The organism is Clostridium budayi (assembly GCF_055396605.1).
The window spans coordinates 82,513-95,343 of the sequence record NZ_AP042456.1 but is presented as its reverse complement, the minus strand read 5'-3'; the positions used below and the strand labels follow the sequence as shown (position 1 = coordinate 95,343).

Genomic DNA, 12,831 nt, shown 5'->3' with positions numbered 1-12,831 from the left:
GAATATAAAATTATATAGAATTATATAAAATGAGGGGGAAGTATTATATGGTTATTTTAACAACGGATAGTTATCCAGGTAAAGAGATTACAGAAGTTAAAGGATTAGTAAAAGGAAGTACAATAAGATGTAAAAATGTTGGAAGGGATATTGGATCTGCATTTAAAAATTTAGTTGGTGGAGAAATGGTGTCCTATAAAGAAATGCTTGATGAAGCAAGAGAAGTAGCTATGCAAAGAATGATTGAAGAAGCTGAGAAGTTAGGAGCTAATGCTATAGTTGGCTTTAGAATGATGTCATCATCAGTAGCTCAAGGTGCTGCTGAAATGGTAGCTTACGGAACAGCGGTAGTTATTGAATAAGAGGTATATAATGAAAAATTTATTTGACATGAATGTAGGGCTTTTTAAAGAAGCAAGAGAAGGCAAGCCATCAGGAGCCATATTTACTTTATTAATGCCTATAATATCTAACTTAGCTGTTTTACTAATTTTATTAATACCAATGTTTATAATGCAAATGTATTTACTTATAAATCCATCATTTTATAATGTATATGGATTTCAATTGAATCTTATATTAAATACAGGAGCCATTATTATATTTTATTTTTTAATAGTTAAATATAAAGAAAAAAGAAGTATATCATCAATTGGATTTAAACTTAATAAAAGTACATTATATGAGTATTTAAGTGGATTTTTAATTGGTATATTACTTATAGGAATAATAGCAATATTAATAGTTATCACAGGAAACGGAAGTTTTGAATTTAATAAGAATATAGATTTGTCATTTTTAGTACCATTTATATTAATCATAATAGGATGGTGTATACAAGGTGCTTCAGAAGAAATAATGATGAGAGGGCATATGATGCCTGTTCTTAGTAATAGATTTGGTCCTATGGCAGGTATATTAATATCATCTTCATATTTTGGAGCACTTCATTTATTAAATAATGGGATATCTGTACTTGCTATAGTTAATCTAATTCTATTTGGAATATTTGCATCAATTTTTGCAATATATAAGAGAAGTCTTTGGGGAGTTTGCGCACTTCATAGTGCATGGAATTTTGCTCAAGGAAATCTTTTTGGATTCTTAGTAAGTGGTATAAAGACTAATGGTGGTCAAATAATAACTACAAAAATATCTGAAGGAAATATTATAAATGGTGGTAGTTTCGGTCCTGAAGGCGGATTGATTACAAGCGTAATATTAATTTTAGCTATATTAGTAGTATTATATTTATTAAAAAGAAAAAATAAAGCTTAAAAATATAAGGTTAGAGTTTAAATAAACTCTAACCTTTAATTTTCTACCATATTAATATTATTTTTACTAAAGTATTCTTCAGCTTGATTATTTACATCTTTCCTTATCCAATCATAAGATATACTTTCAAGTTCTTTTAATAATTTTCTGGGAAATAATGCCTTGCAGGCACTAGATTCAGCAGGAAAATCTGATTTAACAACTTTATATTGTTCATTGTCCTTTTGTAGATAAACAATTCCTGTAAAATCTCCTCCGGTACTACTATAAGCTTTATTATTTTTAACTTTATAAGAATCAACAGCTGAAGTTATGTAAGCTAATATAGTATCATCATCAATTTCAGTTCCAATTATTTTATGGCTTTCAAATACAATTGCCTTATCTCCAGCTATAGATCCAACATATTTTTTTAAATAATCTGATATTAACTTATTTAAATCTTTAGTTGATATTAAATCATCAGTAGCAATAAAATTTCTTTCTTCTATAGGAGCATTATCACTAGAACAACCAGTAAATGAAAATAATAAAACTAATGATAATACCATTATAAATTTTCTCACTTAAAAACCCCTCCTAAAATGTAAAGTAGTATAATTTAATAGTACATAATAATCTGATGACAAAGGTAAAAATTTACTGAAATATCATTACAAATAAGTAACGGTGTATAATATAAATAATTAATAGGAAAAGGAGAGTAAATTTATGCAAAAAACAAATGCTATGAGAATATTAGATAAAAGCAAAATTGAGTATAATGCATTAACATATGATGCATCAGACGGACATATAGATGGAGCAGCAGTAGCTAAAAAGACAGGCCAAGACCCTGAAACAGTTTATAAAACATTAGTTACTATTGGAAATTCAAGAAATCTTTATGTTTTTGTTATTCCAGTATTAGAAGAACTTGATTTAAAAAAATGCGCAAAAGTTTCAGGAGAAAAGAAGCTTGAAATGATTCACGTTAAAGATATAAATAAATTTACTGGATATATAAGAGGAGGTTGTTCTCCTTTAGGAATGAAAAAGCAATATGATACTTTTGTTCAAGAAGAGGCCTTAAAGCTAGATAAAATAGTATTTAGTGGAGGTAAAATAGGGCTTCAAATAGAAATGAATCCAAAGGATTTAGAAAAAGTAATAAAAGTTAAGTTTGAAGATGTAATTAAGAGATAGTAATAATTAGGATAAATGGATTTTATTTAGGATAAACTAACTCTAAATGAAAGAGGTGTTTATCCATGAATAATAGAAAGGTTATCTCCTATTTACTTATAGGAAATCTAACATTAATCTTCTTATTTTTATTAAATAAATTTACAGTAGTTCATGAGTTTTTAAGTGTATTTATTCTTGTAATATTTGCCCCAACTATATTTGGTATTTTCTTATTCTATATATTAAGACCTTTAAGTAATGTCTTTAATAAAAGAGGAATAAAGAAAAATACTTCAGCTATTTTAACGATTTTAATATTTATAGTTGTGATGGGGATTATAATGTATTTCTTTGGAGGGTATTTCTTATCTCAACTTATGAAACTTAAAGAGTACGTAAATCTACTAATAAAAAATAATCATATTACATTAGAACAAATGAATGCTCAAAATATAGAAAAATATTTAAGTGGTTTTTCTGAAAAAATAATGGGCTATGTACTAAGTTTATTTTACAATGTAAAGAATATATTCAATAAAGGTATGATGATTTTTTCAGATATAATACTAGTCTTTTTAATTACATTTTTCTTATTAAAAGATGGATATAAATTTAAAGACTTTGTATTAAAGTTTTCTAAAAAAGAAAATAAAGATCTAACTAGTAAAATATTAAGCGAAGGAGATAATGTTTTATCAACGTATATTATAGGGCAAGCAACTGTTGCATTATCTCTAGCATTAATGATTTTTATAGGATATTTAATAATAGGAATGCCAAGTGCTTTATTTTTAGCATTTACAACATTTATATTAGCTTTTATACCTTTCCTTGGATTCTTTATATCTATGATAGTTCCATATGTAATAGCAATTGCAATGGGCTTTAATATGATAATAAAATTAACTATTTTATTTATAATAGCGCAAACATTAAAAGGAAGAGTAGTGGTGCCATTTATTATGGGAAGAGCTATGAAAATACATCCAATAACAGATATATTCTTAGTTGTTGGAGGTGCAGCTATTGGGGGACCTATAGTGGCATTTTGTATAGTTCCTATTTATTCATTACTTAAAGTTTTATTTAAGAATTTAAGAAATGAAGGTTTAATAAAAAGAGTAAATGATTAAATAAAAATAGCTATATGTACTTTGATACATATAGCTATTTTTTATTGTAAAACATAAAAAAATACTGCAATGAAATGACATAGAGTTCCAAGAAGTATAAATACATGGAATATTTCATGTGTTCCAAAAGCACCTATTTTGAATTTATCATCCTTAAAAGCATAGATTACACCACCAATAGTGTACATAACACCACCAAGGACTAATAGGAATAGAGCCATAGGAGCAAGAACTTTAGATAAAGGATATATTGCAAATATAGCAAACCAACCAATAGCAATATACATAACACTTGATATCCACTTAGGACATGTTACCCAAAATAGCTTAAATGTTATTCCAATAACAGCTGAAATAGCTACAGCAGCAAATAAAATAAATCCTACTCTATTATTAAGAGCAATTAAGCAAAATGGGGCATAAGAGCCAGTAATAAGTACAAATATCATTGAGTGATCTAATTTTTTTAATCTATAAATAACTTTATCAGTTGAAATTACTGAGTGATAAGTAGTAGAAGCTGTATAAAGCAAAATCATACTAACTCCAAAAACTATAACTGAAATTATAGTAGTAGGAGGGCTTTCGATTAAAACAGCTTTAATAATAAGAGCAATTAAACCTATTAGTGATAAAACTGCGCCAATAAGATGTGTTAATCCATTTAATGGTTCCCTAAAATATTTTTCCATAATAAACCTCCAAAAAATCCCATGTAGTTTCGATAACTACGTATTATAATATTATTATATGAATATTATATATAAATGGTCAAAGTTATTATTGACTCAAAATTCACTGAAAATACTTAATTTTATGTAATAATATTGAAATATCTTTAAATTACTACTATTATTAAAATGTATATATATTAAGATGTAGTTTTAAGAACTATGTTAAGGAGTGTTACAATGGAAAAAAAGGAAATGGAATCTTTAGTTGAAAATTTAGCTTTAGATAAAAATATCAAACTAGAAGAAATACCAGAGATAAATCTATATATGGACCAAGTAATTCAGTTATTTGAAAATAAGTATAATGAATCTAAGCGATATGAAGATGATAAAGTATTAACCAAAACGATGATAAATAATTATGCAAAAGGGAAGCTTTTAATGCCTATAGAGAACAAAAAATATTCAAAAGAGCATTTAATACTTATGAGTTTTATTTATAACTTAAAAGGCTCATTATCATTAAGTGATATAAAAAGTTCTTTAGATACTATAATAAAAGGATATGAGAAAAATAAGGATTATCCATTAAGACAGATATATATGGATTATTTAGAGCAATCTAGTGATGATTTAGAAGTGTTTAAAAAGGATGTAATAAATAAAGTTACAGCAATAAATGAAAAAGCAAAAGAAGATGATGAAAAAGCTTTTGAAGAAAGATTTTTATTATTATGCTCTATGATTAACATGAGCAATATGTATAGAAGAATGGGAGAGGAGATTATAGACGAATTTTTTATAAAAGATAAAAAGGAGAAATAAAATTATGAGAGATTTAAACTACTTAAGAAAAGAGATTGATTCTATTAATGGTAAAGGCTATAAAGCATATAAGTCTTTAGAAGGTGAGTATGATTTTAATGATTATATTCTACATATAGATCACGTACAAGGTGATCCATTTGCAGCGCCTTCAAGAATAAGAGTTACGATGAAAAGTAATATAAATAAAATACCAAGAGAATTATTTAATGAAAACCATAAGAGAATAGCTGTTCAAGATTTTATAACTAGACTTTTCTATCAAAATATAAATAAGTATGGGGATAGAGTAATGGGTTCAGGAAAAAGTGGAATGATTAGTATAAGTAAATGTCCACAAGAAATATTAGATAGAACATCAGTTATAATTGATGAGAATAAAATAGAAGCAAGGTTTGAAGTAGGATTCCCAGCAAGAGGAAGAAGTGTACTTTCAAGAGAACTTCAAAAAATATTATATGATTTCTTACCTAAGATAGTTAATAATAGCTTAAAGTATGAAAATATAGATAAAAACAAACTTCAAAGAAGAGTAAATTTAGTTTGCGATCAAGAATTTATAAGAAAAGAACTAAAGGAAAGAGGATTAGTTGCATTTATAGGAAACGGTTCAATACTACCAAGAGAAAGTGGAGTATCAACAAAACCTTTAAAATCAGCTAAGAAATTTATATCACCAAAAGAATTAGAAATAGAGATGAATCTTCCTCATAAAGGGTTAATTAAAGGATTAGGAATAAAAAAAGGTATAACTTTAATAGTTGGTGGAGGATATCATGGTAAGTCTACTCTTTTAAATGCTCTAGAAGTTGGTGTTTATAACCACATTGAAGGTGATGGAAGAGAGTATGTAATAGCTGATAGCACTTCAATGAAAGTTAGAGCAGAAGATGGAAGATCAATTATGAAAGATGATATATCATTATTTATAAATAATCTTCCAAATGGTAAAGACACTAAAAAGTTTATAAGTGAAAATGCAAGTGGAAGTACATCACAAGCAGCTAATATAGCAGAAGCTATAGAATCAAATACAAATCTTTTACTTATTGATGAAGATACTTCAGCAACAAACTTCATGATAAGAGATGACGTTATGCAAAGCCTAGTATCAAATGAAGAAGAACCAATAACTCCATTTATAGAGCTTGTTAGAGCAATATATGAAGAAAAAGATATATCAACTATTATAGTAGTTGGAAGTTCAGGAGAATATTTTGATATTGCAGACACTGTAATACAAATGGATAACTATGAACCTAAAGATGTAACTTTAAAAGCTAAAGAATTATCTACAGGTGCAATATTAAATAGAATAAAGAACAGGGACATCAAAGTAAATATAGATTTTGATAGAAAATTACTTAAAGGTTCAATTGAAAAAGGGCCTAAGGGAGTTAAAATTAAAACTTTAGGTATTGATGGACTTAGTATAAATAAAGAAGATATTAATTTAAGAAGTGTAGAACAAATTGTAGATAGAGAGCAAGTTACTTCAATAGGGAATATGATGAAGTGGGCTGAAGACAAAATCATAAACAACAATCTTACTTTAATAGAGGTGGCCGATAGAATCTTAGAAGAAGCAAAAGAAAAAGGTTTAATACAAATGAGTGGAATAAAAGGTGGATCAGGTAGCCTAGCACTTCCAAGAAAACAAGAGATAATGGCAGCATTTAATAGATATAGAAAACTTAGAATAAAATAAATTTAAGTATATGTTTTAAATGATGGGAGTTGTATTTATGGTATTTTGGATAATCATAATAGTATTAATTCTTATAGTTTTAGCTTTACTTTATGTAGGAAACTATTTTTATAATTTAGCAATTGATTCTCGTACATCAAAAGATGCTTTATTTAAGAACGAATTCTCATCAGATGAAGATAAGGTTTCTCAAGATGAAACTAGTGGAGAAAATAGAGAAGATTATAGAAAATGGCTCTTAGATGAATCAAATTATGAAGATGAATATATAACATCTTTTGATAGGTTAAAGCTACATGGATATAAGATAATAAATAAGAAAAAGACAGATAAATGGGTTATTGCAGTCCATGGATATACAAGTTGTGGGATGCTTATGGGGAATTTTGCAAAACACTTTTATGACATGGGATACAATGTCCTTGTTCCAGATTTAAGAGGGCAAGGATTAAGTAAGTGTAACTATATAGGTATGGGGTATTATGATAGCTTAGATGTAGTAAATTGGGCAAATTATATATCAAAGGAATATAAGAACTCCAAAATAATTCTCTTTGGAATATCAATGGGGGCTGCAACTGTAATGACAGCATCAGATAAAGAATTACCTAAAAATATAAAAGCAATAATAGAAGATTGTGGATATACATCAACTTGGGATGAGTTCTCTTACCAACTTAAGGAATCATTTAAACTACCACCATTCCCTATTATGAATGTTTCAAGTTTAATATGTAAATTACGTGCAGGCTACTATCTTAAAGATGGTGCATCAATAGATTCAGTTAAAAGATCTAAAGTACCTATGTTATTTATACATGGTGATGATGATTGCTTTGTTCCTTATTATATGTTAGACGAGCTTTATAATGCTGCAAATTGTAAGAAAGAAAAGCTAATAATAAAGGGAGCTGGACACGCTAGGGCAGCAACTGTAGACCCTAAACTTTATTGGAGCACAATAGAAAATTTTATGAGTAAAAATATTTAGAAGCGTCTAGAAGAGGGGGCAATTTATGAAAAAATTAAGTCATGCTTGTACACTTGACTGTTTTGATTGTTGTAAATTTAATGTCTATGTTAAAGATAATAGTATAGTTAAAATAGAGGGTGATAAGAATCACCCATATACTAAGGGATTTATATGTAAGAAGGGGCTAGCCCATTTAGATAGATTAAATCATAAAGATAGAATATATAATCCTATGATAAAAAGAGATAATAAATGGATAGAAATATCTTTTGATGAAGCATTAAATATAATGGCAGAAAAATTAAAAGAGTATAAAGAAAAGTTTGGTTCAAAATCAATTATGTATTATGAGCAGTACGGAAATGGCTCAATACTAAAAAGCATAGGAAATATATTTCTTAATATGTATGGAGGAGCAAGCGTATCAAAAGGTGGTCCTTGTTGGAGCGCTGGAATAGCTGCACAGAAAGAGAACTTTGGGGATGTCAGAAGTCATTCATTAGATGATATGTTAAATAGTAAAAATATATTTGTTTGGGGCAAGAATCCTGCATTTACTACTATTCATACTATGCAAATGATAAGAAAAGCTAAAGCAAACGGTAGCAAGATAATTGTTATAGATCCTATATATACAAAAACTGCAGAGATTTCAGATTTATATATAAGAGTTAAGCCAGGTGGAGATTTAGCATTAGCTTTAGCCATTGGAAAAGTAATAATAGAAAATAATTTATATGATAAAGAATATATAGCTTCTTATGTATTAGGTTTTGATGATTATAAAAGATATGTTGAATCATTAGATTTAAATAATCTCTTAGAAATATCAGGAGTTTCTATAGAGGATTTAGAAAATTTAGTATCATTATATCCTGAAAAATACTCAACTCTTTTATTAGGTTATGGAATGCAAAAATATAAGTCAGGTGGAAACACTATTAAAGCAATAAACACATTAGGAGCTATAACAGGACAAATAGGCTTTGGTGGAGGCGGAGTAAATTATGCTAATAAAGTTTATCCAAGTGTTTTAAATGGAGATCCTTATAATAGCGACAGCTTAGGAGATAATAGAAAGTTCTACACAAGTGATATAAGTGATTTTATTGACTATTCAATAGAGGGAGAAACCTATTATAAAGAAGGAATATTTACTAAAGATATAAGTAATAAAGAAGACTTAGAAAGTCTAGATATTCCAGTGAAAATGGCTATTATAACAAAAAGTAATTTACTAAATCAATTACCTAATTTAAATAAGTTAAAGTCTTCAATGGATAATATAGAATTTAAAGTTTGTTTCGATATGTTTATGACAGATACTGCAAAGGCCTGTGATATGTTCATACCAACAACGAGTACGTTAGAAAGTGAAGACTTAATATATAGTTCAATGACTAATCCTTATATAACATATAATGAGAAAGCTTTAGAACCTAAAAATATTTATATGGATGAATATTATTTCTTTATGGAGCTTGCAAAGAGAATGGGAATAAAAGAGTATCCGAATGTTTCAAAAAGAGAGTATTTGACTAAAATAATAGAACCACTTAAAGATTATTATGAAGATATATCATTAGATAAAATAAAAGATGAATACATAACTATACATAAAAGTGTTGCATGGGAAGATAAAAAGTTCTTAACACCTTCGGGAAAGTTTGAGATTTCATTATGCAAAGATAGCTTATCATATAATAATGAGGATAAAATTAGATTATTAACTAATCACGGTAGAGATTCTTTATCAAGTCAGCACCTTATGGATGTAGAAGGTATAGCTAATGCTTATATAAATGAAAGATTAGCTTTTAAAAAAGGTTTGGTTAATAATGAAGTAGTAAATCTAAAATCAGAAAATGGGTCTATAAAGGTGAAGGTTATTATAGATGAGTCCATAGGAGATAATATTGTGATGATGTACGTAGGTTGGTGGGATAAACATGGTAATCCTAACATGTTAACTAACTCTGGTATATCAGATATAGGTGGACAGATAACATACAATGAAACTTTTATAGATATAGAAAAATGCATTTAGAAAAAACGGTGAACATAAAAAGTTCGCCGTTTTTTATATATAAGTATTTACTTATTATATTTATAAAAATAATGTATTTTACTTATTAATAGGATTGAATTATACTAATTACAGATAGAAAAACAAATCGAACAGAGGATAAAGGAGGATATATGAAGAAGTATTTAGATAAACTTAAACATTATCCTATAGGAATTAGTGGGACTTGCTTAGCTTTCATAACACTAAGTAACTCTTGGCTTATTAAAGGAATAGGATATTTTAAACCAATAGCAATAACACTTGCAGTATGTATGTTAACACTTATGTTTATAAGAGTTATTAGATTCCCAAAGGTAATGCTTGAAGAATTAAAAAATCCTGTTACTGGTACATTCTATCCAACTATAGGTATGGTAGTTTGGTTAGTATCATCATTTTTCTACCCATACTTCCCAAGAACATGTAGCTATCTTTGGATAGGGGCAGCTATATATCATTATGCTATAGTAGTTTTCTATACAATAATAAGAATAAAAGAAAGAAAATTTAGCAATATAATGCCAACTTGCTTTATCGTATATACAGGTATGATAACAGGTAGTGTAGCTAGCAAAGGTATGGATGGGGTTATTCCACAAATTCCTGCAATCGCACACTTTATGCTTATGTTTGGATTTATATTCTATACAGCACTTCTACCAGTAGTTTTATATATTGTATTTAGAAGTGAAAAATTAGACGACCACAAACTACCTACAGTGGGTATAATTTGTTCCCCAGCACCACTTGGAGTAGTTGGAATATTAACTATTGAGCCAAATCCAAATAAATATATGCTTGCATGGCTTGTTATAACAGGTTTAATTCTTCTTGTAGTTGTTTATGGATATATATTAAAATTATTCAAAGAAGGATTTAAACCAACATACGCAGCATTTACATTCCCGCTTGCAATAGCTACATTAGCAGCCTACAAACTATCAGCTTATTGCATTCAATTAGGGAATATAAAGCTAGGAAATTTATTTGAGTTTTTAGGCAATATAGAAATATTTATAGCAACTTATGTAGTGTTATTTATATTGATAAACTTCCTAACTCTTTTTGTTAAAGCTATAAATCCTAGATTAGGAAATTATATAGAAAAAGAAGAAGAGATTATAGGCGGCACACTTTATGCAAAAGATAAATAACTTATAACAAAACTTAAAAAACCATATGAAAAAACTACCTAGAATTTTCTAGGTAGTTTTTTTATTTATTAAAAGAATAAATTAGCCATTAAAACTATAACAGGTAATGTTATAAGTGTTCTTTCTATAAATAGAATTACTAAGTCTTTAATACCAACTGGTATCTTTGATCCAAGTAAAAGTCCTCCAACTTCAGACATGTATATAAGTTGAGTTACAGATATACAAGCTACTATAAATCTTGTCATTTCACTAGTGATTGAAGTTGCAAGAACTGATGGTATAAACATATCAGCAAATCCAACAACTAATGTTTGAGATGCAGCTGCAGCTTCTGGAACACCAAGTAATTTTAATAATGGAATAAATGGTGTACCCATTACTTGGAATATTGAAGTATATTCTGCAATCATAAGAGCTATACCGCCCATTGCCATAACAATAGCAAGAACTCCAATCCACATATCTAAAACATTTTTAATCCCTGAAATAACAAATTCTTTTGGGTGAGTATTTTCTGAAGCTTTTTCTACAGCTTTTTCAACTCCCCAGCTAAATGGAGTATATCCTTCTGGAATAATCTCTAAATTCTTTGATTCTTTATCACCAAAATACTTGTCTTCTTTTCTTGAAAGAGGTGGTATTCTTGGAATGATAATTGCAGCAACAACTCCTGAAAGAGTTACTGTTAAATAAAATGGTAAGAACATGTGAGCTAGTCCAACTTGTGAAATTATAACTAAACAAAATGTAATTGAAACAGCTGAGAAAGTTGTACCTATTACAGCAGCTTCTCTTTTTGTATAAAATCCTTGTTCATATTGCTTTGAAGTAAGTAAAATTCCGATACTTCCATCACCAAGCCATGAAGCTATACAGTCTATTGATGATCTTCCTGGAAGATTAAATATTGGTCTCATAAATTTAGTAAGTAATGAACCAACAAATTCTAATAGACCAAAATCTAAAAGTAGAGGAAGTAAAAATCCTGCAAATAAGAAAACAGCAATTAATATTGGTAATAAATCATTTAATACAAGGCCTGCTGTATCTGCTGACCAAATAAATTCTGGCCCAATTTTAAAGTAAGCACAGATTATAAAAATCATACCTAATATTCTAGCTAAAAACCATAAAGGTGTAACATTAAATAAATTATTTAAATACTCATTTTCTATCATAAATTTAGGTTTGATAGTTTTTATTATTACACTTCCTATAACAGAAATTGAAATTAATATAAGTGCCATAAATTTTAATAATTCTGTGAAATTTCCTTCAATAAAGTTAGCTAAATAAGCTATTGGAATTGTAATTTGCCCACCTAATTTCATAGGAATCATAAATATCGTTATACCAACTATAGAGGGAATTATAAACTTTAGTAATGATTTCACACTATAGGATTTATCTTTTTTACTCATAAAAACACTCCTTTTAAAAATGCATAAAAAATAAATAAATATACATTATATTTATTATATTAATACAAAAATTTAAAAAAAGATAGTCTTTTTGAGAAAAATATTCAAAAAATATTCATGAAATATAAACCATATATACTTAAATAACCATGTATCAATAAATGAAATTTGCAGAAACTATATTTGTACCATGATAAAGGAGTGAGTGTAAATGAAAAATAACGCAATAGAAAATGTAAAATGTTCTCTAGACGAATTAAATCAAGCTAAATCAAAATTACAAGCTGCTATAGGAACAGTAGAAAAACCAGAAAACAAAAATTTAATACAAAACTCATTAGATTCTGTATGTAATACAATAAAAGAAGTAGAATCAACAATAAATAATTACAAAGAAAGCTAAAAATAATATTTAGAGCAAAAATAC

13 protein-coding genes are annotated in these 12,831 nt (G+C 27.7%); 10 read left to right on the top strand and 3 right to left on the bottom strand.

Annotated features, from left to right (window positions below; translation table 11 throughout):
• Positions 1 to 47: 47 nt before the first annotated feature.
• Both ACZ5TJ_RS00440 and ACZ5TJ_RS00435 read left to right on the top strand, forming a co-directional pair.
• Entirely contained in the window at positions 48 to 362 is a 315-nt protein-coding gene (locus tag ACZ5TJ_RS00440) for a YbjQ family protein (protein ID WP_464200650.1), read from the top strand.
• 10 nt (positions 363 to 372) lie between these two features.
• The gene (locus tag ACZ5TJ_RS00435) at positions 373 to 1,278 is read left to right on the top strand and encodes a CPBP family intramembrane glutamic endopeptidase (RefSeq protein WP_464200648.1); all 906 of its coding nucleotides are present in this window, start codon (positions 373 to 375) and stop codon (positions 1,276 to 1,278) included.
• A 35-nt stretch (positions 1,279 to 1,313) separates the two neighbouring features.
• Here ACZ5TJ_RS00435 and ACZ5TJ_RS00430 read toward each other — a convergent pair whose 3' ends face one another.
• Complete coding sequence (locus tag ACZ5TJ_RS00430; protein ID WP_464200647.1) at positions 1,314 to 1,844, bottom strand: hypothetical protein; 531 nt, start codon at positions 1,842 to 1,844, stop codon at positions 1,314 to 1,316.
• 145 nt (positions 1,845 to 1,989) lie between these two features.
• Here ACZ5TJ_RS00430 and ybaK point away from each other — a divergent pair, with 145 nt between their 5' ends.
• Positions 1,990 to 2,463: a Cys-tRNA(Pro) deacylase gene (gene ybaK / locus ACZ5TJ_RS00425; protein WP_464200646.1), complete on the top strand. Its 474-nt coding sequence runs from the start codon at positions 1,990 to 1,992 to the stop codon at positions 2,461 to 2,463.
• Between the two features lie 65 nt (positions 2,464 to 2,528).
• Complete coding sequence (locus ACZ5TJ_RS00420; protein ID WP_464200645.1) at positions 2,529 to 3,578, top strand: AI-2E family transporter; 1,050 nt, start codon at positions 2,529 to 2,531, stop codon at positions 3,576 to 3,578.
• Positions 3,579 to 3,619: 41 nt separating this feature from the next.
• On the opposite strand, the gene trhA is transcribed toward ACZ5TJ_RS00420, so the two are convergent.
• Entirely contained in the window at positions 3,620 to 4,270 is a 651-nt protein-coding gene (gene trhA / locus ACZ5TJ_RS00415; RefSeq protein WP_464200644.1) for a PAQR family membrane homeostasis protein TrhA, read from the bottom strand.
• Between the two features lie 219 nt (positions 4,271 to 4,489).
• On the opposite strand from trhA, the gene ACZ5TJ_RS00410 reads away from it, so the two are divergent.
• The 5 genes from ACZ5TJ_RS00410 (at position 4,490) to ACZ5TJ_RS00390 (ending at position 10,980) form a co-directional block, all read left to right on the top strand.
• Positions 4,490 to 5,077 carry a DUF1836 domain-containing protein gene (locus tag ACZ5TJ_RS00410; protein WP_464200643.1) on the top strand — a complete coding sequence of 196 codons (588 nt, stop codon included), beginning with the start codon at positions 4,490 to 4,492 and terminating at the stop codon, positions 5,075 to 5,077.
• Between the two features lie 4 nt (positions 5,078 to 5,081).
• A complete protein-coding gene (locus tag ACZ5TJ_RS00405; protein WP_464200641.1) occupies positions 5,082 to 6,785 on the top strand; it encodes an ABC-ATPase domain-containing protein in 1,704 nt (567 codons plus the stop codon).
• Between the two features lie 37 nt (positions 6,786 to 6,822).
• Positions 6,823 to 7,776 (top strand): alpha/beta hydrolase, encoded by a 954-nt coding sequence (locus ACZ5TJ_RS00400; protein WP_464200640.1) that lies wholly within the window; start codon positions 6,823 to 6,825, stop codon positions 7,774 to 7,776.
• Between the two features lie 25 nt (positions 7,777 to 7,801).
• Complete coding sequence (locus ACZ5TJ_RS00395; RefSeq protein ID WP_464200639.1) at positions 7,802 to 9,805, top strand: molybdopterin-dependent oxidoreductase; 2,004 nt, start codon at positions 7,802 to 7,804, stop codon at positions 9,803 to 9,805.
• A gap of 152 nt (positions 9,806 to 9,957) precedes the next feature.
• A complete protein-coding gene (locus ACZ5TJ_RS00390) occupies positions 9,958 to 10,980 on the top strand; it encodes a TDT family transporter (RefSeq protein WP_464200638.1) in 1,023 nt (340 codons plus the stop codon).
• Positions 10,981 to 11,048: 68 nt separating this feature from the next.
• Here ACZ5TJ_RS00390 and ACZ5TJ_RS00385 read toward each other — a convergent pair whose 3' ends face one another.
• On the bottom strand, positions 11,049 to 12,404 hold the full coding sequence (locus tag ACZ5TJ_RS00385) for a YjiH family protein (RefSeq protein WP_464200637.1): 1,356 nt from the start codon (positions 12,402 to 12,404) through the stop codon (positions 11,049 to 11,051).
• A gap of 211 nt (positions 12,405 to 12,615) precedes the next feature.
• On the opposite strand from ACZ5TJ_RS00385, the gene ACZ5TJ_RS00380 reads away from it, so the two are divergent.
• Positions 12,616 to 12,807, top strand: coding sequence for a hypothetical protein (locus ACZ5TJ_RS00380; protein WP_039312424.1), 192 nt, complete (start codon positions 12,616 to 12,618; stop codon positions 12,805 to 12,807).
• Positions 12,808 to 12,831: the final 24 nt, after the last annotated feature.

Excerpts from the sequence above, each read along its gene's own strand:
- ACZ5TJ_RS00440 (WP_464200650.1), top strand. The coding sequence starts at position 48 with ATGGTTATTTTAACAACGGATAGTTATCCAGGTAAAGAGATTACAGAA.
- ACZ5TJ_RS00435 (WP_464200648.1), top strand. The coding sequence starts at position 373 with ATGAAAAATTTATTTGACATGAATGTAGGGCTTTTTAAAGAAGCAAGA.
- ybaK (WP_464200646.1), top strand. The coding sequence starts at position 1,990 with ATGCAAAAAACAAATGCTATGAGAATATTAGATAAAAGCAAAATTGAG.
- ACZ5TJ_RS00420 (WP_464200645.1), top strand. The coding sequence starts at position 2,529 with ATGAATAATAGAAAGGTTATCTCCTATTTACTTATAGGAAATCTAACA.
- trhA (WP_464200644.1), bottom strand. The coding sequence starts at position 4,270 with ATGGAAAAATATTTTAGGGAACCATTAAATGGATTAACACATCTTATT.
- ACZ5TJ_RS00410 (WP_464200643.1), top strand. The coding sequence starts at position 4,490 with ATGGAAAAAAAGGAAATGGAATCTTTAGTTGAAAATTTAGCTTTAGAT.
- ACZ5TJ_RS00405 (WP_464200641.1), top strand. The coding sequence starts at position 5,082 with ATGAGAGATTTAAACTACTTAAGAAAAGAGATTGATTCTATTAATGGT.
- ACZ5TJ_RS00400 (WP_464200640.1), top strand. The coding sequence starts at position 6,823 with ATGGTATTTTGGATAATCATAATAGTATTAATTCTTATAGTTTTAGCT.
- ACZ5TJ_RS00395 (WP_464200639.1), top strand. The coding sequence starts at position 7,802 with ATGAAAAAATTAAGTCATGCTTGTACACTTGACTGTTTTGATTGTTGT.
- ACZ5TJ_RS00390 (WP_464200638.1), top strand. The coding sequence starts at position 9,958 with ATGAAGAAGTATTTAGATAAACTTAAACATTATCCTATAGGAATTAGT.
- ACZ5TJ_RS00385 (WP_464200637.1), bottom strand. The coding sequence starts at position 12,404 with ATGAGTAAAAAAGATAAATCCTATAGTGTGAAATCATTACTAAAGTTT.
- ACZ5TJ_RS00380 (WP_039312424.1), top strand. The coding sequence starts at position 12,616 with ATGAAAAATAACGCAATAGAAAATGTAAAATGTTCTCTAGACGAATTA.